This window comes from Binatus sp. (SeqCode) (genome assembly GCF_035272065.1).
Lineage (GTDB): Bacteria > Desulfobacterota > Binatia > Binatales > Binataceae > Binatus.
In genome coordinates this window covers 17,840-38,130 of the sequence record NZ_DATEQZ010000115.1, presented here as the reverse complement: position 1 = coordinate 38,130, position 20,291 = coordinate 17,840, and the positions used below count along the sequence as shown (strand labels likewise).

Sequence of the window (20,291 nt, the reverse complement as noted above, 5' to 3'; positions counted from 1 at the left end):
ACGATAGTGCGGCGCCGGTTGCGGTTGGTATCCTCACTTTGGACGATTGCGTCGTTCATCGCGGCTGCGATCTTTGTTGCGGCAAGTGCCCATGCCCAGATGACCAGCGGCGATGTCAGGAGCCGCGAGCATGTGAGCAAGCTGGTGGTCACGCCAATTCTGCTCGCCTTCAACAAGATCGATCTTTCCAGCCAGACTGTATCCGAGACAAAGTCCTTCATCGTTGAGGACACCGGCCGGATTGCACTATCTGTGACCGTCGCTCCCGCAAGCGGGAGCCCTTGTTTCAAGATCGCGTCGGGACAGGGTGCGTCGCGCTCAGAATGACGGCAAGCAGGCCTAGTCGAAATCCAGCTTCACGCCTGCCAGCACGTTTATCGTCGGCGCCTTAAATCCGAACGCCTGCGAATAGTTGCGGTCCATCAGGTTGTTCACGCGCGCGAAGACCTCCTCATCGCGCACGTGGCTCAGCGGGATTCCCATCGTGTAGGACACTACCGCGTTGACGAGGCTGTAGGCCGGGTGATTCGCGACCGTGGACTCGACCGTGATGTCCTCGCGATCGCCGATGAAGATGTAGTTCAGGTTGGCGGTGATTTTGTCGTGCGGCAGGAAAACCGCGCTGCGCACGTATTCCAGCAGCGCCGACGCCGTATGCTTCGCCACCCGCAGCGGCTGGGCCGTCGAGCCGCGTGTATCGGCGTGCGTCTCGTCGAGCACGGTCACGTTGCCGCTGAGCGTCAGCCCGGTGGCGATTGTGAGGCTCGGGACGATCTCGACGCCTTGCACGTCCACGCGCGCCGCGTTGCCCGCTACCGAGCCGAACACACACGAGGACGGGCTGGATTTGCATGGCACGGTGACAATCAGATTTTTCACGCGGCGCGAGAAGTAGGTCGCGGTGAGAGAGGCGCGCTCGCCGAAGTTGGTAGTGAATCCGCCGTCGTATTCGCTGGAAATCTCGGGCTTCAGATTGGGGTTGCCGAAGTTCGGGAAGTACAGCTCGTCAAATGAGGGCGCGCGAAAGCCTTCACTGTAGCTGCCGCGCAGCGTTGTCGAGATTTTTGTGAGCGGAATCGCGACCGACCACGCGGGGCTGACCTCCTCGCCGAACTGGCTGTTGCCATCGACGCGAAAGCCGCCGGTGACGAGAAGGCGGCCGTCGAAAAAACTGCCCTCCTGCTCGAGGTAGCCGGCGTATTCCTGGCGGCCCGCGTGGAATTTGGTCACCCCGACGCCGAACGGGGGCAGGGGATCGCAGAAGCTGCAGGCGCTGGTCGTGCGCAGCCAGCGATCGAGAAAATCGAAGCCTATCAGCGTGCGGAAGCCGGGGAGGCCGGCAGGCCAGGTGTAGATCGCTTCGGAGTTGCCGCCGCGGGTCTCCTCTGGAATCGAATCCGTCTCGAAATAGGGTGTTCCGAAAACGGTGCCTGCCGCAAACGGCGGCGCGTTCAGGCGCAGGTCCTGGCGCACGAAGGAGGCGCTCGCGCGGACGAGCAGGTTTTCGCCGAAATGATGCTCGATTTCGCCCTTGAACAGCATGAACTCGTCGCGCTGATGCGCCGTCGAATCCAGCGGCACGCCCGAAAACACCAGAAAATCGGGGAGGCTGACATTCGACGCTGAGTAACGCGCGAAGCCCCGGATCACGGTGTCGTCGCCGAGGTGGTAGTCGAGCCGTACATTACCGGCGAGGTCGTCAGAGTTGTCGTTGACCGGGCGAAACCCCTCAGTCGAGTAGTACGACACCGCGCCCGAGTAGTGGAGATTGCCCTCGGCGCCGCTGACGGTTCCAACTTGCTGGCTGCTCGCGCGATTACCGCCACCGGAAAGGATGCTCGCGGTCGGCGGACCTTCGCCTTCTTGCGAGAGCACGTTGACCACGCCGCCTATAGCCTGCGAGCCGTACAGCGAGCCGCCGGCGCCGCGCAGAATCTCGACGCGATCGAGATTGTCGGTCGTCAGGTTGGCCAGGTCGAAGCTGCCGGTCGCGCCCGCGTTGACTTCGACGCCATCGACAAGCACCAGCGTCTGCGACGGCGTCGCGCCGCGTATCGATACGTCGGTGACCGAACCGGGCGAGCCGCTTTGCGTGACCTGCACGCCAGGCACCTCGCGCAGCACGTTCGCGACGCGGTCGATCTTCTGTTCCTGGATTTGCGGATCTTCGACGACCGTGATTGTCGTGCCGATATCGGCGATGGGTTGAGGGATTCGCGTCGCGGTGACGACCACTGGAGTCAGCTTCTGCGCCTCTTCCTTGTTGGCGGGCGTCGCCGGCTGACTCGTCTTCGTCTTAGAAGATGCGGACCTGGTCTGATTGGCTGGCGAGGCTTTTTGGGTTTGAGTTTGCGCTGGCGACGGCGCGGACGCCGGCGTTTGAGCGCGTGCGATCGGCGCACAAAGCGATGTCGCAATAACTGCCGACAAGATCAAAATGAGAAACCGCATGAACTCCCTCCGAGTTCAAGGGCTGCCGTCGCACGCGGAGGAAAGTCAGGCGAGAAAAAAACCCGACCTCTCGCGATTCGAGGGATCGGGCTTCAGGAAATGCGTGCCTGAGGCCACCCTCCCCGCGGAAGGCAGACAGTTAGTGACCCGGCCGGTCTCCTGGCTTGGGGTTCGTCCTCGGACCCGCCTTCCCGCCGAAGCGGTGGCATGATGGGCCGTCGTCCCCCCACACAGTTGCGGGGCAGCGCCGGATTTGAACCGGCTTCCCGTGCACCGGGTGCGACGCCGAAGTTACGCGCGGCACTGCGTGCAGTCAACCGCGTTCGAGTCGAGCGAAAATTTTCGTCACGCGCGGCGCAATCGTGTACGCTTGATGATTCGCATGGGCACGATAACGCTAATCACCGGCGGCGCTCGCAGCGGCAAGAGCATGCAGGCGCTGAAGCTCGCGCTCCCGTATCAACGCAAATTTTTTCTCGCGACCGGGCAGGCGCTAGACGACGAAATGACGGCGCGCATCGAATTTCATCGCACAACGCGGCCGCAGGATTTTCAGACTGTCGAGGAGCCGGTAGAGGTTGTCGCCGCGCTCGAGAAGCTCGGCAACAGCACTGACCTCGTCGTCCTCGATTGCCTGACGCTTTGGATCTCCAACCTGATGCAGCGACACGGGATGGACGATGGGCCGGTTCTCGCGGAGGCGGACAAGCTCGCATCGGCCCTGAAGAGTGCGCCGTTCGCGAGTATCGTCGTGACCGATGAAGTCGGAGCGGGAATCGTGCCCACCGATCACGCGGAGTCGCGCCGGTTCCGCGATCTGCTCGGATGGACCAATCAGAAAATCGCGACTGTGGCGGACCAGGTCCTGCTGATGGTCACGGGATATCCGCTAAAGGTGAAGTGAGAGTCACGATGCGATCGTGACGAGGACTGCAATCTCGACCAGTTCGCCGCACGCGCCGATCGAGTCGCCGGTCACTCCGCCCAGCCATCGCCGGTAGAACAATCGCATCGCGAACACGATTGCGATTGCGGCCGCCGTGGCCAAGGCAGTCGTGCGCAACGCACCAAGCATCAGCATAACGGCGAGCGTGAAAACCGCGACGACGGCAGTTCGCGTACTCGAGATTTCGCCGCTGAGCAGCGTCGCGCCTGAGCCAGACGAGCGCAGATATGGCAGTCCCGTCGCGACCAGGAGCATTGCCCATCGTGCTAGCATCGGCGCGACGATCAGAGCGGAGTATCGGCGGTGACCAGCAAGCGTCGAGAGCGCGAGAATCTTCAGTGTGAGGTCGAAGAAAATCGCGCTCGCGCCGAACGTGCCGACGCGGCTGTCGCGCAGAATGTCGAGTGCGCGCTCGCGGTCGCGTCCCCCACCGAGTGCATCTGCCGTGTCGGCCAGTCCGTCGAGATGAACTGCGCCGGTGACAACGGTTAGCGAGACGATGATGAGCACCGAGCGAATCACTTGCGCAAAGAAATGAGCGAGCAACCAATCTTCGCCGGCCAGCGCCAAGCCGATGAGGAAACCGACAATCGGGAACCATGCGAACGACGCGGCAACGGTGTCATCGGAGGCGGGATGCTGATCGATCACCGGCAGGATCGTGAGGAAGCTGATGGCAAGGGGCAGCTCGGTGAGGATGCCGCTCGCGCGCGTCGCGTCGTCACTCATCGGACTTTGCCGGAGATCCCGGCGCCTGCGAATGTCGCCATGTTGTTGAGCAGGTCGAGCGCGGAGTCGATCACGTTCATCGCGAGCGCGGCGCCGGTGCCTTCGCCCAGCCTGAGATCGAGATCGAGAATGGGACGGAGCTTGAAGTGATCGAGTGCTAGCGCATGACCGCCTTCGGCCGAGCGATGGCTGAAAAAAAGATGATCGAACAATCCCTGATGAATCTTCTCCGCGACCGCGGCAGCGGCCGTGGCGATAAAACCGTCAACGACGACCGGGACCTTGAAGGCGGCGCCACCGATGTACGCGCCGGCCATCGCGGCGATCTCGAAACCGCCGAGCGCCGCCAGTATCGATTCGCCCGACGTGAGCGCGTCGCGACGAATCTCGAGCGCGCGCGTGACCACCTCGATTTTGCGCCGGACGCCGGCGTCGTCGAGGCCGGTGCCACGCCCCACTATCGCGCTTGGCTCTATCGCGGTCAGCGCGCAGAGAATCGCGGCGGCGGGCGTGCTGTTCGCGATGCCCATCTCGCCGACGCCGATTAACGTCGTACCGCTACCTGCGAGCTCCCGCGCGATTTCGATTCCCACTTCGAGCGCGCGCGTCGTTTCGTCGGGCGTCATCGCGGGGCCGTCGAGGAAGTTGCGGGTGCCGGCGCCGACGCGGCGATAAGTCACGCCTGCGAGCGGGTTGGCGCTGGTATCGACCTTGACACCTACGTCGACGACTTTGAGTGCGTAGCCGAAGCGACGCGCGAGCACGCTGATGGCGGCGCCGCCTGCGGCGATGTTGCGAAGCATCTCGGCGGTGACGGCTTGCGGAAATGAGCTGACACCTTCGTCCGCGACGCCATGATCGGCGACGAAGACGGCTATCGCGCCGCGTCCCGGTTTCACCGATTCATCGTGCCGGATTGCGGCATAACGGCGCACGAGTTCTTCGAGATGGCCAAGGCTGCCCGGCGGCTTGGTGAGAGTGTCCAGCCGCGCGTCGGCGGCCCGCGCCGCTTCGTTGTCCAGTGGAAGAATCGAGTCGATAGTTTGTTTGAGCAAAGACATGCCGCGTGATCGCATCACGAGGAGCGGCAGCTTACAAGGACGCGGTCCTCAACGCTCGAATCGGTTCACTGGCGGGTGGTTGAACTGCTCCAGTATTCCGCCCAGCCGCTGTAGTCGGGCGAATCCTCCTGGCACCATCGCTTGCTCTTAACGAAGTCCCACGATTTATCGGTGAACGGCGATTGGGCAGCAGGCGCGCCCAGTCGATTTTGCGATTTTGCGTGTCGACGTGACATTCGATATCGGCAACTACGTTGCCATCGGGATACCGGGCCCATATCTCGACGTCGGGATGCCGCGAGAAGCTTTGCTGGAAGCGCCGCCAGTCGTATTCGTCGCCGTTGTAGGTGAATGTCGGCTGGTCGATGAAAGTCTGGCAAACCTTCGCGAAGTCGATGGTGCATCCGTTGTGCTGAAGAATGGAAGCGTTCGGCGGAGCGGCTGCAGGCGGGGTTTGCGATGCGAGCGATGATGAGTTACCGGGCGCCGGATTTTGCGGGCTGCATCCAGCCAGTCCGATCAGCAGGCATAGCGTTAGCGGTCGGAGCAGTTTCATCGTCGTCCCCTCGGCGCGCTGTGTAGAGTCTGTCTCTAGCCGCTCATGTGCCCGCGCTCAAGACGCTGTTTTCTAGCGATACACTTTTGCCAGCCGCCACATCTGCGGCAGCGGCAGCTTTGGGTCGCGGCACAAGTAAACTGGGCTGTGTTCGTCCGGCATCGAGTATTTCTATTGCCGCGGCCTCGCCATAGTTCTGTGCGAAGATAGCGATCTTAGCCCGTTCGTCGCGGGGCAGGGAGTCATAGACTTTCGCGACGGTCGCCGTCATCTCGGGCCATCCAAACATATCGGCGTAGTTCTGCGGCAGGTCAGTCGTCTTACGCGTCTCGAAGCGAACGTTCATGCCGAGCGCGCGCTGATAGCCGATAAAGGTTTCGACCGGCAATACGGGAATCGCCAGAGGCGCAACGATAATCCCGACGACCACGATCACGGCGGGAAGCGCATAGCGGATAGCGGGACACCATCCGCGCGCATCGATCGATTCGAGCTGAACGGCGCCCACAGCCAGCAGGACCGGGAAGAACGGCGCAACTCGTCGCGGAAATATCCGTACGCGCCGTTGGTCAGGAAGTGAATGAGGATCGTGAGCGCGGCGAAGCCGCCGACAAGGCGCCAATCCGGCCGATTCGCGCGCGGATTCATGTTTGTGATTCAGTCGCGCGGGGGCGGCTTGTCGGGGGAATCTTCGGGGAAGATTGAGAGCCAGATCGAATGGTCGTCGATCTTGTTGAGCAGAGATTCGGCGGCGGGTGACGTTCGGTCGCCCGCGTCGTTCCATGAATCGAAGTGAATCAGCGATTTTGGCGGAAGGCGCTGTGCCCAATCCTTACTGGCTAGTATCGGGCGGTCGGGAAACTCACGGACGTAACCGATGCATAGATAGGCGACGGAAATGACGTCGCCGGGGATGCCGAAAATTTCCGCGAGCGCGTCGTTGCGCATGATGCTGACCCATCCCATGCCGAGGCCCTCGGCGCGCGCAGTCAGCCACATGTTTTCGACTGCCAGGCACGCCGAGTAAATCTCGACGTCGCGGATGCTGGTCTTGCCGAGCACGGCGGGGCCGAAGCGATCGGGCTTGCAGGTGACGATCAAGTTGAGCGGAGCTTCGAGGATGCCTTCGAGCTTGAGCGAGAGATATTTTTCGCGGCGCTCGCCGCTGAACTGGGCCGCATTCTTTTGGCGCTCGGCTTCAAAGACTTCCTTCACGCGGCGGCGCTGCTCGACGCTCCGCACGAGGATGAAGTCCCACGGCTGCGTGAAGCCGACACTGGCCGCATGATGGGCAGCGATCAGCACGCGCGCAAGCACGTCGTCGGGAATTGGATCGGAGATGAACTCGCGGATGTCGCGGCGGCGGAAGACAGCCTCGTAGAGACCGCGCTTGAGTGCGTCGGCGAACGCGTGACGATTGGGTGCGGAGATCGGCATGAAAAAACAGATCTATCACGGGCGGACGCATCGGTGACACGTCCGCCCGCGTCAAGGATCAGGCGTCAGGCGGCGGCGGCTTTTTTTGCGGCTGCCAGAGCGGCTTCGAAGTTGGGCTGCTCGGCGATTTCCTTGACGTATTCGACGTAGGTCACATTGTCGTTCTTGTCCACGACGAACACGCATCGCGCGAGCAGATGGAGTTCCTTGATCAACGCGCCGTAGGCGGTGCCGAAACTCGCGCTGCGCCAGTCACTCAGTGTCGTGACCTTGTCCACGCCGGCCGCGCCGCACCATCGCGCCTGCGCGAACGGCAGATCCATCGAGACCGAGAGAATCTGGACGTCGCCGGGAAGATTGCTCGCCTCGACGTTGAAGCGGCGCGTTTCGGCGTCGCATACGGGAGTGTCTATCGATGGGATGGTCGTGATGATTTTGACCTTGCCCTTGAACTGGTCGAGCGTCGCCGGCGCCATCCCCTTGCCGACGACATTGAAGTTGGGTGCTTTTTGTCCGACCTTGATTTCGGGGCCGACCAGGGTCATCGGGTTTCCCCGCATCGTAACGGCGCCTTTGCGTTCTTCCGCCATGAGCGAATTCTCCTTGAGTGATTAATCGAAGAGACTTTAGCCGCGGTGGAGGCGGTAGGTAAAGCGAAGGGGTACTGAAGAACTCGGCTAGAGGGCTTTGATTACGATCCAGATCAGGCTGCCCAGCACCAGGATGCCGTTGATTACGGCGGTGGCGATTGCGCCCGGTGCGCGCTTGGCGGCTGCTCTCAAGTAGCCTGAGGCGTAGATGATGCGCGCGATCACGAACAGCAAGCCGAGGGCGACACCGAAGTGATAGCTGACGGTGAGCGAAAAAATCCACACTGCCGGGATGAAGACGATCAGGCTCTCGAGCGTGTTTTCGTGCACGCGGAAGTAGCGCTCGAAGTCGGGATTGCCGGTGGTGGCGGGCGCCTCGACGCCATACGTCTGTCGCGCGCGTCCAACCATCACGCCGAGTATCGAGTATTCGAACAACGCCAGGAGCGTCACAATCTCTAGTTCGTGGTATCCGCCCATTTACATCCTTCCTCCCCGTGTAGTTGTCGCAACGACCCCCGCTCGCATGAAGGTACTCGCGCGAGTTGAAAAGTGCGAGATGTGAAGTGCGGACCTAACTGCGGCGGAATTTTGCCTGGCGCTCGGCTTCCTGGGCCTCGGCGGCTTCGCGCGACGGGCGCGCGGGCATCCATCCCTTGGTGTAGTCGATTTCTTCCCACAAGCGATCGTTCACGTCCCATACGTAGGGCAGCTCGACGATTGCTCCGGGAGTGGTGATCGTTTCGAACGCGCGCATCGCGTCAGTGACGATCCGGCGCTGCAGTTCGGGCTGATCTGGCGGCCCGGTCTGGTGGCCCAGCGGAAAATTTACGAACACCGCGCGCGGCGGTTTGACCGACTGAGTGATGTCCAACGCCGAAGTCATTGCGAGCGTCGGGATTCCTGCTCCTTCGACTGCGCGTGCGATCAGTCCAACGGACTGATGGCATACCGGTCATGCCGGGACGAGGAAGAAGGCGTCGGCGTGCGCGCGTTTGAGTTCGTCAACAATTTGCGGAGCGAGCTCGTCGCGGACCTTGCGCGCCGAATAAATTCCGCCCATGAAACTGAACGCGGGATCGACGAGTTCGCCGATGACGCCGGCTGCTTCAAGCTCGCGCATCCGCGCAAGCGGGAAGACGCAGTTGACGTCGCGCTCGGCGTCGCCGGTGGGATAGCCGAAATGCCACACGCTGAGTTCGTCGCGGCGCGCGTGAATCGGGATGCGGCGATACGACGCGTCCTCGCGATGGAAGCGCGGCTGATCGCGGTACATGATTCCGCCCGAACTGATCATGGCGACTCTGCACTTGGCGATGGGCTTGGTCAGCGCGGTGAACGGCGCCGATTCGTTCTCCACCCATCGGTAAGGAGTGTAATCGCTGTACAGATCGCGCGTGCGTGGAATGTATGCGACCGGCATGCGACTCACTTTACGATGGCGGTGAAGGATTCGGCAAACCTAAATTCGTCGCTCAAGACGTAGAAGGCCGCGTAAATATTCATTGCGGCGGGCGCAATTGGAGCGTGCAAGGCTCTGGCGATGAACAGACATTACGCACTCTCACAATCCATGTTTAGGCATCAAGGGAGTGAAAGAGACGACCGGTACCTGCGGCTAGGTCAAAATTGAGTTTGTCAAGACGATTGACTCTATATGGGGTTTTCTGCGACAAATGTTGCGGCAAAGTGGGGGGGACCGCGATTGATCTTCGGGTTTCCGAGTTGGACGAGGCAGGCCCCAAGGGCCATTTTCTGGCGCGAGTTTCTAGGGAGGGATGGTAATGCACGTATCACTCAGGCATGCGCGACGCGTGTTGCTCGGCGTCGCGGTGGGGGCGCTGTTTTCGGCGGGCGTGGCACACGCCAGTGCCGCCGAATATCTCATCTCGATCTGCGTATCGCCAAGGCATCAGAATATTCAGTTGCCGCCCGGTGGGACTTGCAGTCCGCCAAATCGGCTGATCACCTGGGACCCGAATGGTGTGATTGGCCCGAGTGGGCCGCAGGGTCCCCAGGGCAAGCAAGGACCAGCAGGACCGACCGGCGCCGGGGGTCCTACCGGACCGCAGGGTCCAGTGGGGCCGGCGGGCGTGATCGGGCCGACTGGGCTCACCGGGACGACGGGTCCTATCGGTCTGGCAGGAGAAGTAGGTCAGCAGGGACCGCAAGGGACGACCGGACCTACCGGAACGACTGGTCCGACCGGACCGAATGGATACCGCGGTGTTGACGGCATCAACGGAGCCCAGTACTACACGCTGGGCGGCGGGGACCTCGGCAGTAACGCCGAGCAATTGTTTGGTTACACCAGCATATTGGGCGGCCCGGGCGGTGTGGGCGGCGGAACCTTGCTCGGATGCACTACATCCACTTGCAGCAATAGCCCGATCTACTACGGTCCGGGTAATGGCGCCGACACCCAGCTCGAGAGCGAAGCGGTTCCAATAGACGCTTCGACCGTGACTCAACTCTGGGTGCAGACCAAGACCGCGCCTGGTGCCGGGGAGCACTATACGTTCCAGCTATGCATCAACAGCGATTGCAAGTCGTCGTATGTCTCCTGCTCTATCAATCTCCCGAACCTGACTGAGTGCAACGATTTGATTCACACTCAGGACTACAAGCCGGGCGACACGATCGCTTTGAAAGGCACGGCAACCTGGGCGGCGGCGCCGACGGAAGTGACGTGGATGGTGGTGATGCACCAGACCGGAGGAACGGGCGCGCCGATTCTGGCGCTGCCATGAGTCACAGGTATAGGGGAGCGGGAAATGCTGAGTACGCGAATGGTAACAGTCAGGGAGGGGACGAGAATGCCTCAATCTTTTAGGAATGCGTGGCGCTGGCTCATTGGAGCATCGGCGGCTGCGATGTTAATAGCAAGCATATCGCCGGCGGCAAACGCACAGACGCCGGACACGGGGATCATCACTCTCTGCGTAGCCAGGAACGGTAAGATCGTGGGTGTGGACATCCAGTGCAAACCCCATAATCTCCAGCTGACCTGGAACATCCCGGGCCCGCAGGGTCCGCAAGGTCTGCAGGGCTATATGGGCCCCGCCGGAGCGCCGGGTTCCGTGGGACCGACGGGATCGCAAGGCTTGGTCGGTATAGTCGGTCCTACGGGGCCAATGGGGTCGATGGGCCTGACGGGTCCTGAGGGAGATCCAGGGTTGACAGGTCCGACGGGGCCGACGGGAAACTCCGGTCATCCGGGACCGACAGGACCTACAGGCGACATGGGAATGACGGGACCGTCCGGCACGCCGAGCTTTCCTTTTCCATCCAATGACAACGTCGAGCTCTTGAGTGGTGGGACGTTAGGCGGAACCATCGGCGGCGCCGCGAATATCCAGCTAACCGAAAATACCGGGTCCCTTTCATCGCCGACCACGCCTATCTACATGGGACCGGGCAATGGCGCGTCGGGAAATGGTGTCTTCGCCGTTCCTGTTCCTCCTGTCCCGGTCGCTGCCCCTCAAACCAGCGTCCAGGTGCCAATGCCGGGCGGTACCGCGTTTAACCTGTATGTTTCAATCGCTCCGGGCGATTCGGGCCCTCTGGGCGCCCAGTACACCTTCATCGTGTGTAACGAGGCGAACTGCGATATAACGACGAATCCCTATTGCAGAGTTGAGCATGCCGCCGGCCCCGGGGGCGATACGACGACCTGCTCGTCTTCCACCCAACTGGGTCCTCCTCCGGTGACTCAGACCTTGGACTTCCTGCCAGGTGACACGCTCTCGATTCAGGCCTATAGCTCTGAGGGTGCAATTACCAACATCGTCGATGCGAGATGGTCGATGGACTTCGCGATCAACACTGCGGACGCCTTCTGATTGCGAGACGCGGAGGAGAAGAAACATGAAACCGCGATCGGAAGTCAGCACGGCTGGAGGGCAAAAGAAAATGGAGGGCGTCAACATGCCTGCTTCGTTTAAATTCGCGTGGCGTTGGCTGGTCGGTGCGACCGCCGCTACGATAGTCAGTCTGATAGCACTCCCGGGTGTTGGCCAGGCGACTAATATTGAAATTTGCATCAACAACACCAACGGCAGGATCAAAGGCATCAACCTCGGCATTGGCGGATGTACTGGAAATAGAACCGAGCTCGATTGGGTAACGACCGGACCAGCCGGCCCCACCGGACTAACAGGCGTGATTGGTGATCCGGGGCTTCCGGGCACGCAGGGACAAGCAGGTTACACAGGTTACATGGGACCTCCGGGAGGGCAGGGGGACTCGGGACCGCAGGGTCCACAGGGCGTTATCGGCCCAACGGGACCTACGGGTCCTGCCGGAATCATGGGTGAGGATGGAATCCGCGGGGCGACCGGTCTTGTTGGTCCGACGGGAATGACAGGAGCTTCGGGCTCACCCGGCGTCCCAGAGGGGAATATATCCGTCTTCACGGGCGGCTCGACGGGCACGTTTGGAAGGCCATCGGGAGGCCCCTACGACGTGGCACTGTCCGGGAATAACAGCGTCGGTAATCCCGGCACCATCCTGATACTGGGACCGGGCAATGGTTCGGATACATCGCAGGCCACCGAAGTGCCGATGGCCGAGGGTGGGACCGCGGAGCGCTTGTTCGTCAACGTGGATAACGATCCCGGTACTCAGATGAACAACGGAATCCCCAGCACCTTCTCCTTCTTCTTGTGCAATGGCAACAGCTTCCCGGGGAATTGCGGCCTGACCTGCTTCATGACTGGACCCGACACGACCTGCAGCGACCTGACTGATACTCAGACATTCGGTGTGGGTAACGAAATGAGCCTGTGGGCCTTCGCCAGCTACCCTGGCGCGAACGAGGCCGACGTGAAGTGGTCGGTGACTTACGACCACGGCCCGGAGATCCCCGTTCCGTATTAAGGACGCCTGTTCATTTGAGAGACCGAAAGCCCCCGGGTAACTCCGGGGGTTTTCTTTTCCTCGCGCCTAAGCTACTTCAGACGCGGCAGGATTTCCGCGCCGAATCGATACAGCGAGCGCCGCGCTTTGGCGGGCTCGAGCCCGGGCAACTGCGTCACGACGATCAGCTCGGTCATCGGAGTCGAAGCGAGTATTTCGTCGAGCCGTGCCGCAACTTCGGCGGCCGTTCCCAGCACGCTGGTGCGCCGCAGGCGCTCGGGGTCGGGACGAATCAGCACCTTGCTCTGGTCGGTCGTGCCGGCCGCGGCGGAGAGCCATTTGCCGTAAAGCTCGGCCTGGTACATCAGCGCGTCGCGCGTGTCGCGCCACGCATCCTCCTCGCTGTCGGCGACGTAAACCACGCGGCTGTTGACGATGCTGTAGCGCGCGGGATCCTTGCCTGCGGCCTTCAGCGCGTCGAGATAGATACCGATTTCCCGGCGGCCGCCGACGCATGCAAATCCCATATCGAGCTCGGCTGCGCGCCGAATCGATTTCGCCGCGCCCGCGCCCCACAACAATTCGGGATGCGGCTGGCTTACGGGCCGCGGCAGCACGCGCACCTCGCGCAACTTGAAGTATTTGCCGTCGAAGCTGAATCGCTCACCGGTCCACGCCAGCTTGAGAATCTCAATGGTCTCGAGCGTGCGGGTTAGTCGCTGCGCGCGCGGCACGCCGAAGCCCTCGAACTCCTCGGCGCGGTAGCCGAGCCCGATTCCCAGTCGGAGCCGGCCGCCCGAGACTACATCGACGAACGCTGCGTCCTCCGCCAGCTTCAGCGGATGAAAAAATGGCGCCAGCAGGACGTAGGTGCCGATCGTTACGCGGGTCGTGCGCGCCGCGATCGCGGCAGCCGCGGGCATCAGCGCGGGCAGATAGCCGTCGTCGGTGAAATGATGCTCGGTCAGCCAGATGGAATCGAAGCCGAGCCGCTCAGCGTCCTCAACCTGCGCGAGCGACTCGCGGTAGAGCTCGCGAAACGAAAGCGTCGAGCCGGGCGGATTGCGGAAATCGAGCTGGTAGCCAACTTTAACCTTGCGCACGATTCACCTCAACGCGCGGCGAGGCCGCCGTCGACGATCAACTCCGTGCCCGTGATGTAGGACGCGTCATCAGAGAGGAGAAAGACGATCGCGTTTGCGATTTCCCACGGCGTGCCCTGGCGGCGCAGCGGGATTCGCGGCGCGACGATGCTCTCGCGATCGCCGACGAGGCGGCGCACCATCGAGGAATCGATCAGGCCGGGCAGGATCGTGTTGACGCGGATGTTGTCGCGCGCGTGCGAGACCGCGGCCGAGCGCGAAAGTCCGAGCAGCGCGGCCTTGGTCGCCTCGTAAGAAATCTGCGAGTTGCTGCGCAGCGCGGCCAGCGACGACACGTTGACGATCGCGCCGCCGCCGGCTTTCGCGATCTCGGGCACCGCGTAGCGCATCATCAGGAAATGGCTGCGCAGGTTGACCGCGAGCATCTTGTCGAAATTCTCAGTGGTGGTTTTCAAAAGGTTGCCGCCGATCGCGATGCCGACGTTGTTCACGAGCAGATGGAGCGCGGAGAACGCGCGGGTAGTGGCTTCGACTGCGCCGCGGCATTGATCCTCGATGCTCACGTCGGCGGCGACCGCGTCGGCGCGTCCGCCTTCCTCGCGAATCGCGCCTGCGGTCTGCTGCGCGAGCTCGAGCGAGCGATCGGCGACCATCACGGTGGCGCCTTCGCTCGCGCACATTATCGCGGTCGCGCGGCCGTTGCCGATGGAGAGTTTGTCGCCAGCCTTGGCGGGTCCGTCCGCGCCGCCTCCTACGATTAACGCTACCTTGCCCGTCAGACGAGCCATGAGTTTGCCTCCTGCGAAGCCAGCTGCTACGCGCGCTGTCATTTGATTTCTTCGTCCGGTTCCTGGCAGAAGCATCCCGGACGTATCCATCCCACGCATTTGAAGCCCGGCCCTTGCGGCGTGCATTTTGCCTTCTTGCTCTGCGTGTGAAGGAACGTGCAGGATTCGCTGTCGCTTTCCTCGCATTCGAGTTTGTCGCAATCCGGCTTGGCCGCCGCGATCTTTTTGGCGAGATCGTTGTCGTAGGCGGTTTGCGCGTTCGGCTGAGTATCGCCGACCCCCTTGACCTGCACCTTCTTGAAAAAGCGGTTCGGACATTTTGCGCCGGCGTCCGCGATCGAGGCGGTCGACGCTGCTGCCGCGATCGCGAGCGCCAGAGCGATGGTCCGAAATCCGAAACGAGTCAATGCCTTCATAGCCAAGCACCTCGTGCTGGCTTAGTCCGCGGCCGGGCGCGCGGTTGGGAAGCGCCGCACGTATTGCAGGAAACGCGCGAGAGCGCGGTCGGCGTCTATCAGCAGCCCGTCGTGAAAGCGGATGGTCTTCATGATGGGCTCGTCTTCCTGGATCAGGCGGCGAAAGAATGCCTCGCCGATTTGCAGGCGCTGCTCGCGCTCGGCGTCGTTGCCCTCGGACTTCGGCGTCGCGGTGACGGACCATCCATGGGTGCGGCCGTCGGGCGTCGGTGTCCCGGTTGCCATCGAGAGAATCGCCATGCCGTTAAGCCGTCCCGCCAGCGCGATCGTGTTGGTGCCGGTCACGCGGATGCGCTGATCGAAGACGCCGAGGTTCGGGTCCTCGAAGCGCACGTCGTACTGGATGCGGTAGTCGCCGACCTCGATCGCGTCAGGATCGCATTCGATCTTGAGTCCGTGCAGGACGCGCAGATGCTGAAAGTCCATCGAGTTGGTGAAAGGCACCCATGGCTCGACCGGGAGATCGAAGGCCTCGGCAGTGCGGACCTCCAGGTCGGGCTCGGCGTAATCGACAAATTCGGGCACGTCGAACAGCGGCTTCGAGCCGTTGAATGCCCAAATCAGTCCCCACTTTTCGACGGTGGGGTATTTGAACATTTTCGCGGCCTTGGGAATTTTTTCGGATGCGGGAATTTTTGTGCATCCGCCGTCGGGGCCGTACTGCCAGTGATGGAACGCGCAGCGGATGTCGTTGCCGACGACTTTGCCCATGCTGAGGTCGGCGCCTAGATGACGGCAGTATGCGTTCATCACGACCGCCTGGCCATTCTCGCCCCGATATGCGATTGCACGGCCGTCCAGGAAGTCGCGGCCGATCACTTCGCCGGCGCCGACTTCGTCGGAGCGCGCGATCGCGTACCACGACTGATGAAACCCGGCCGGCTTCTTAGCGTGAGTCCTGGGAGTGCGGGCGCCATGCGCGCGCGGGATTACGGTCGTCGATGCCATCGTCGGGACCTCCAATAGTCAGTCGCGCGCAGTCTATGCGGCTGCTGCTGCGGATTTCGTGTCGAACTTCGGGAGCTGGACGAAGAACAGCACGCAGTCGTCCACGGCTTCGAGTTCGCGGCCGGTGTCTGCCGGATCGACGCGGAAGGCCGAATGGGTGTCGAGCACCTCGCCCGAGGTGACGTCGCGAATCGCACCGCTCTCGACGAACAGCAGTTCGGGCGCGCGATGCCGATCGACCTTGTGGCGTGCGCCGCGCGTGGCGCGGATCTCGCCGATGTTCAGAGCGCGCTCGCCGAACGTTGCCATGTGCTTCAGCTCGAAGCCGGGGTCGCGCGTCACAAGCCATCCGAAGCCCTCGGGATGAATGACTATAGGCTCCTCGTAGCGCGGCGCCGGATACTCGATGGGGCGCCCGTTCACGTGCTCCCAAATCGCCTCGTAGCCGTCCTTGCGAATGACCCGGCCGGCCGGAGTGGAACGCGTGAAGACGCCGCCGTCGAAACGGCCGAGGTCGGACAACTTTTCGTAGCCCGCGGTCAACTGTTGATAGCTCATGAAACCGTAGCCGGCCGAGCCGCCCATTTGGAGCACGAGCACGACGGACTTACTGGTGTCGGATTGCGGACCGTAGAAGGTGCCCTCGGGAAAATAGCCCACCGTGCCGGACTTCAGGTCCTTGCCGGGTGCGTAATTCATCGCGCCTTCGAGGCAGAGCCGCACCTGGTCGAAGTTATGGCGATGGCGCGGCGTGAAGTAGTCGCCCGCCGTTCGCACAATACTCAGTTCGAAATTGTCGGGCGTGCCGGGTGTGCCCTGGAGCAGGCGCTTGAAGTCGATCCCGCCCGAGCGATGCCCCGAGACTTCGCCCCATTCAACGTCGGCAGCGTGTATCGTTTGCATAGCTGTGGGGTTAGCGCGGGCGTGTGCGCCGCGTCAAGGATTACGATGGGTTCGCGGCAGGATGGTGTTCCTTAAGGATAGCGCCGCAGGCCGCGATTGCGTCGAGGACGCCGTCGGCGACGCGCCCGGCCTTCACGGTTGCCCGGAATCTGTCGACGATTTTGTTCCACGTTCCCTCAGGCGCGAGGGCGTGAGTCCCGTGGTCGGCGATGATTTCCACGTAACGCTCGCCGAGCGATAGGAATAGCAGGATTCGGTGTTGCTGCTCCGGATTTGCTATCGCATGCGCGTTGAATTCGCGGTGCGCGAGTTGCTGTGCGCGAGCATGTTTGACGCGTGTCGGCACAATCCAGAGACGGAGCGGAAGCCATTCGAGCAGTAGCGCCGTCACAATCAGGAACCACAGCTGGATCATGATCACGACGCTGCTCGCGATATCGGGCCGGAGCAGACTCACGAGCGCGCCCAGCAGAATCGCGCCGATAGCGGACCAAGAGACTGGATAAGGGGAGTAGCGATCGCTGGCGCGGGTCACCACGACGCAAAGATTTGCCGCAGTGCTGCGCCCAATCTCGGCGATGGCAGCGTCGATGCGTTCGTGCTCCGCGGGTGTAAATGGACTCTTCACTTTTTCACTTTTCATCTTCACCAGCTTCCCGAAGCGCCGCCGCCGCCGAAAGATTCGCCACCGCCGGAGAAGCCGCCACCACCTCCTCCTGAAAAAGGTCCTTCGATGTACCGGCCCTCCGAATCCCGGCCATAGCGGTCGAGGTGCCGAACACGAGCACGCTGTAAGGAGTGCCCACAAGGAAAAAAACATCATGCCTAGCAAAGGGATAAGCACAGCATACGGGAGAACGGCGACTGCAACCGGAACCCCGGATGTATTCGGTACGCTTGTCTGAGGGGAGTTACCGCCGAGTACGTCAAGTATCGATTTGGCACCGGCCAGAACGCCGGCGTTGAAGTCTCCACGTTTGAGGCTGGGCAGGATGTAGTTCTGAATTATCGTCGCACAGATTGCGTCGGTGAGTTCTCCTTCGAGTCCGTAGCCGACCTCGATTCGCACCTTGCGCTCCCTGGGCGCGACGATAAGCAGCACGCCGTTGTTCTTGCCCTTCTGCCCGATGCCCCAGTTGCGGCCGAGCTGGTAGCCGAAATCTTCAATCGTATATCCCTGCAGCGAGGGCAGCGTGACCACCACGACTTGCTCGCCAGATGCGCGCTCGTGCGCGGCTAGTATCTCGGTAAGTTCGCCGACGGTGTAAGAGTTCAGGACGGAAATTTCGGTTCGGAGGCGAGAGTGGGCGACGCGAGAACCAGAAGAAGAACGAGCAACGCCCATCGCGCTCGAGTGCCGGGCTGTTTCGCAGTAGTCACCAGCTTCCCGAGGCGCCTCAGCCGCCGAAAGATCCGCCACCGCCGGAGAACCCACCCCCCCGCCGGAAGATCCTCCTCCAGAAGAAGACCCTCCATAAGATCGTCCGCTGGACCCGCTATCCGAATCCCAGCGATAACTGCTGCTCCCCCGCGGTCCTGTAGTCAATGCCCCCACAAGAAGCACAGTGCCTATCAATGGGATGAGGAAAAACAACACCAGTGCGGCCAATGCTTTGCTGTCCGGAGGGTGGAAAAGACTTCCAAAACCTGCGGGCGCGGAGTTATTTTGGGGAAACCATGTCGCCGGTTCCCCTTCGTCAGGAGGGTTACCGCCAAGCGCGCGCACCATTTCCGTAGCGCCGGCCAGGACCCCGAAGTTGAAATCTCCGCGCCTGAAGCTCGGCAGGATGTAGTTGTCGATTATCGCGCGGCTTTTCGCGTCGGTAAGTTGTCCTTCGAGGCCGTAGCCGACCTCGATGCGAACTTTGTGCTCGTTGGGCGCCACGATAAGTAGCGCGCCGTTATTCTTGCCCTTCTGCCCGATGCCCCAATAGCGGCCAAGCTCATAGCCGAATTCCTCGATGGGATACCGCTGCAGTGAAGCGAGAGTCACGACCACAACTTGATCGCCGGTTGCGCGCTCGTGAGCGGCCAGCATGTCGGTGAGTTTGCGCCGGGTGTAAACGTTCAGGATGTCCGCATCATCGACAACCCGGCGTGTGAGCCGCGGAAATTTCGGTTCGGAGGCGAGAGTGGGCGACGCGAGAATGAGAAGAAGAACGAGCAACGCCCATCGCGCGCTGATGACATCCGCCCTCGCGCAGCGAGTGCGCATTAGAACTTGACCTGGGGTACCTGTTGGGCTTGCTCGGTGATCGTGAAAGTCTCGCGGACTTTCATGTCAGGGTAGAGAATCGCGGCTACCCATCGTCCAGGAATTGTCCTGAGGATGGTGTTGTAGTTTTGCACGGCGAGAATGTAATCGCGGCGCGCGACGGCGATGCGATTCTCGGTACCCTCGAGCTGCGATTGCAGCGCGAGGAAATTCTGATTCGACTTGAGGTCGGGGTAGGCCTCGGCGACCGCGAGCAGGCGGCCAAGCGCGCCGGTGACTGCGGCCTGGTTCTGCTCGAACTGGTGAAAGGCCTGAGGGTTCGACAGGATGTCAGCCGGAAGCTGCATCTGCGTCGCCTTCGCGCGAGCTTCCGTCACCTGGGTCAGCACCTGCTGCTCCTGGTGCGCATAGCCTTTGACCGTCTCAACGAGGTTCGGGATAAGGTCGGCGCGCGGCTGATACTGGTTCAGCACTTCGCTCCACGCGGCCTTGACCTGTTCGTCGAGGGTCGGGATCTTGTTGACGCCGCATCCGGACAGCCCTACGAGCACCAAGCCGATAGCGGCGATACGCATCAGGGCGTGAAAGTATTTCAAACGCATCAAGGCCGCATTAGCGCGGGTGTGTGTGAAGCGTCAAGAGAACCGTGGTTAGGCGCCTTCGCGACTCTTGAAACGGTGCTGATGCGGCTCGGGCGGCATCGTCAGCAGCTCGCGCGAATAAATCTCACCGAGATACTCGATCAGATTGCGCATCGAGACCACCGCGGTCGGATGGCCGGTGTCGTCGACCAGCGGGATGTGACGGAATCCCTCGAGCACCATCTTGCTCAGCGCGAACGCGACGTTGGCGTCGGCCGGGAGCGTGAACGGATCGGCAGTCATCGACGCCGACACCGGAGTGTGGATGAGGTCGAGCGGCTGGCCCGCCACCTTCATCAGGATGTCGCGCTCGGTGAAGATGCCGGCAAGGCGGTCGTCTTCCATCACGAGGACGCACGCGCGCCGCTCCTGCTGCATCCGGTGAATTGTGTCGGCGAGAGTCGTCGCGGCGGACACCATCAGCGGCGGCTGCGAGACCACCTCGCTGAGAGCGGTGTTGGCCAAGGCGGATTCGAGAACTTGGGGTCCGGGATGTTCGTCGTCAAACAGCATCTCGCGGTCATCGTCGTCGCCGGGCATGAGTCAGCCCTCCTGTACCGTAGTCTGGGATCAGACAGCCTAGGCTGTTC

Annotated in this window: 24 protein-coding genes, 1 pseudogene and 1 riboswitch; of the genes and pseudogenes, 5 read left to right on the top strand and 20 right to left on the bottom strand. The window is 62.0% G+C overall.

Translation table 11 applies throughout. The annotated features are described in order from the left end of the window. Positions 1-18: 18 nt before the first annotated feature. On the top strand, positions 19-327 hold the full coding sequence (locus tag VJX68_RS18835; RefSeq protein WP_324097277.1) for a hypothetical protein: 309 nt from the start codon (positions 19-21) through the stop codon (positions 325-327). 12 nt (positions 328-339) lie between these two features. Here the strand turns inward: VJX68_RS18835 and VJX68_RS18830 are convergent, their stop codons facing one another. Beyond that, complete coding sequence (locus tag VJX68_RS18830; protein ID WP_324097276.1) at positions 340-2,430, bottom strand: TonB-dependent receptor plug domain-containing protein; 2,091 nt, start codon at positions 2,428-2,430, stop codon at positions 340-342. 153 nt (positions 2,431-2,583) lie between these two features. After that, positions 2,584-2,744, bottom strand: a riboswitch (cobalamin riboswitch). Positions 2,745-2,833: 89 nt separating this feature from the next. On the opposite strand from VJX68_RS18830, the gene cobU reads away from it, so the two are divergent. After that, positions 2,834-3,355, top strand: a complete 522-nt coding sequence (gene cobU / locus VJX68_RS18825) for a bifunctional adenosylcobinamide kinase/adenosylcobinamide-phosphate guanylyltransferase (protein WP_324097275.1) — start codon at positions 2,834-2,836, stop codon at positions 3,353-3,355. Between the two features lie 3 nt (positions 3,356-3,358). Here the strand turns inward: cobU and cobS are convergent, their stop codons facing one another. From cobS to VJX68_RS18775, 10 genes are all read right to left on the bottom strand, one after another. Beyond that, entirely contained in the window at positions 3,359-4,126 is a 768-nt protein-coding gene (gene cobS, locus VJX68_RS18820; protein WP_324097274.1) for an adenosylcobinamide-GDP ribazoletransferase, read from the bottom strand. Then, a complete protein-coding gene (cobT, locus tag VJX68_RS18815) occupies positions 4,123-5,187 on the bottom strand; it encodes a nicotinate-nucleotide--dimethylbenzimidazole phosphoribosyltransferase (protein ID WP_324097273.1) in 1,065 nt (354 codons plus the stop codon). The genes cobS and cobT overlap by 4 nt, the downstream gene beginning before the upstream one ends. Positions 5,188-5,218: 31 nt before the next feature. After that, on the bottom strand, positions 5,219-5,743 hold the full coding sequence (locus VJX68_RS18810; protein WP_324097272.1) for a hypothetical protein: 525 nt from the start codon (positions 5,741-5,743) through the stop codon (positions 5,219-5,221). A 43-nt stretch (positions 5,744-5,786) separates the two neighbouring features. Further along, positions 5,787-6,179 carry a hypothetical protein gene (locus tag VJX68_RS18805; RefSeq protein ID WP_324097271.1) on the bottom strand — a complete coding sequence of 131 codons (393 nt, stop codon included), beginning with the start codon at positions 6,177-6,179 and terminating at the stop codon, positions 5,787-5,789. Further along, positions 6,176-6,391 (bottom strand): hypothetical protein, encoded by a 216-nt coding sequence (locus VJX68_RS18800; protein ID WP_324097270.1) that lies wholly within the window; start codon positions 6,389-6,391, stop codon positions 6,176-6,178. The genes VJX68_RS18805 and VJX68_RS18800 overlap by 4 nt, the downstream gene beginning before the upstream one ends. 9 nt (positions 6,392-6,400) lie before the next feature. Continuing rightward, on the bottom strand, positions 6,401-7,180 hold the full coding sequence (gene bluB / locus VJX68_RS18795) for a 5,6-dimethylbenzimidazole synthase (RefSeq protein ID WP_324097269.1): 780 nt from the start codon (positions 7,178-7,180) through the stop codon (positions 6,401-6,403). 65 nt (positions 7,181-7,245) lie between these two features. Further along, complete coding sequence (gene tpx, locus VJX68_RS18790) at positions 7,246-7,770, bottom strand: thiol peroxidase (RefSeq protein WP_324097268.1); 525 nt, start codon at positions 7,768-7,770, stop codon at positions 7,246-7,248. Between the two features lie 87 nt (positions 7,771-7,857). Beyond that, the gene (locus tag VJX68_RS18785) at positions 7,858-8,250 is read right to left on the bottom strand and encodes an MAPEG family protein (protein ID WP_324097267.1); all 393 of its coding nucleotides are present in this window, start codon (positions 8,248-8,250) and stop codon (positions 7,858-7,860) included. 94 nt (positions 8,251-8,344) lie between these two features. Beyond that, positions 8,345-8,656, bottom strand: coding sequence for a hypothetical protein (locus VJX68_RS18780; protein ID WP_324097266.1), 312 nt, complete (start codon positions 8,654-8,656; stop codon positions 8,345-8,347). A gap of 69 nt (positions 8,657-8,725) precedes the next feature. Next, positions 8,726-9,193: a glycine/sarcosine/betaine reductase selenoprotein B family protein gene (locus VJX68_RS18775; RefSeq protein ID WP_324097265.1), complete on the bottom strand. Its 468-nt coding sequence runs from the start codon at positions 9,191-9,193 to the stop codon at positions 8,726-8,728. Between the two features lie 361 nt (positions 9,194-9,554). On the opposite strand from VJX68_RS18775, the gene VJX68_RS18770 reads away from it, so the two are divergent. The 3 genes from VJX68_RS18770 to VJX68_RS18760 all read left to right on the top strand — a co-directional run bounded on the left by VJX68_RS18770 (position 9,555) and on the right by VJX68_RS18760 (position 12,648). After that, entirely contained in the window at positions 9,555-10,520 is a 966-nt protein-coding gene (locus tag VJX68_RS18770) for a hypothetical protein (protein WP_324097264.1), read from the top strand. Positions 10,521-10,946: 426 nt separating this feature from the next. Next, a complete protein-coding gene (locus VJX68_RS18765) occupies positions 10,947-11,612 on the top strand; it encodes a hypothetical protein (RefSeq protein ID WP_324097263.1) in 666 nt (221 codons plus the stop codon). A gap of 25 nt (positions 11,613-11,637) precedes the next feature. Then, positions 11,638-12,648, top strand: coding sequence for a collagen-like domain-containing protein (locus tag VJX68_RS18760; RefSeq protein WP_324097262.1), 1,011 nt, complete (start codon positions 11,638-11,640; stop codon positions 12,646-12,648). 71 nt (positions 12,649-12,719) lie between these two features. On the opposite strand, the gene VJX68_RS18755 is transcribed toward VJX68_RS18760, so the two are convergent. The 9 genes and pseudogenes from VJX68_RS18755 to VJX68_RS18720 form a co-directional block, all read right to left on the bottom strand. Beyond that, a complete protein-coding gene (locus tag VJX68_RS18755) occupies positions 12,720-13,730 on the bottom strand; it encodes an LLM class flavin-dependent oxidoreductase (RefSeq protein WP_324097261.1) in 1,011 nt (336 codons plus the stop codon). Between the two features lie 8 nt (positions 13,731-13,738). After that, positions 13,739-14,518, bottom strand: a complete 780-nt coding sequence (locus VJX68_RS18750; protein WP_324097260.1) for an SDR family NAD(P)-dependent oxidoreductase — start codon at positions 14,516-14,518, stop codon at positions 13,739-13,741. A 38-nt stretch (positions 14,519-14,556) separates the two neighbouring features. Then, complete coding sequence (locus tag VJX68_RS18745) at positions 14,557-14,934, bottom strand: hypothetical protein (protein ID WP_324097259.1); 378 nt, start codon at positions 14,932-14,934, stop codon at positions 14,557-14,559. A gap of 21 nt (positions 14,935-14,955) precedes the next feature. After that, a complete protein-coding gene (locus VJX68_RS18740) occupies positions 14,956-15,942 on the bottom strand; it encodes a Rieske (2Fe-2S) protein (RefSeq protein WP_324097258.1) in 987 nt (328 codons plus the stop codon). Between the two features lie 33 nt (positions 15,943-15,975). Further along, on the bottom strand, positions 15,976-16,845 hold the full coding sequence (locus tag VJX68_RS18735; protein ID WP_324097257.1) for a cupin domain-containing protein: 870 nt from the start codon (positions 16,843-16,845) through the stop codon (positions 15,976-15,978). A 40-nt stretch (positions 16,846-16,885) separates the two neighbouring features. Then, complete coding sequence (locus VJX68_RS19415; protein ID WP_414643504.1) at positions 16,886-18,190, bottom strand: TPM domain-containing protein; 1,305 nt, start codon at positions 18,188-18,190, stop codon at positions 16,886-16,888. A gap of 52 nt (positions 18,191-18,242) precedes the next feature. After that, positions 18,243-19,060 (bottom strand): annotated as a pseudogene (locus VJX68_RS19410) (TPM domain-containing protein). Continuing rightward, on the bottom strand, positions 19,060-19,635 hold the full coding sequence (locus VJX68_RS18725; RefSeq protein WP_349255938.1) for a LemA family protein: 576 nt from the start codon (positions 19,633-19,635) through the stop codon (positions 19,060-19,062). Before VJX68_RS18725 ends, VJX68_RS19410 begins: the two are co-directional and overlap by 1 nt. A 75-nt stretch (positions 19,636-19,710) precedes the next feature. After that, positions 19,711-20,241 carry a CBS domain-containing protein gene (locus VJX68_RS18720; RefSeq protein ID WP_324097254.1) on the bottom strand — a complete coding sequence of 177 codons (531 nt, stop codon included), beginning with the start codon at positions 20,239-20,241 and terminating at the stop codon, positions 19,711-19,713. Positions 20,242-20,291: the final 50 nt, after the last annotated feature.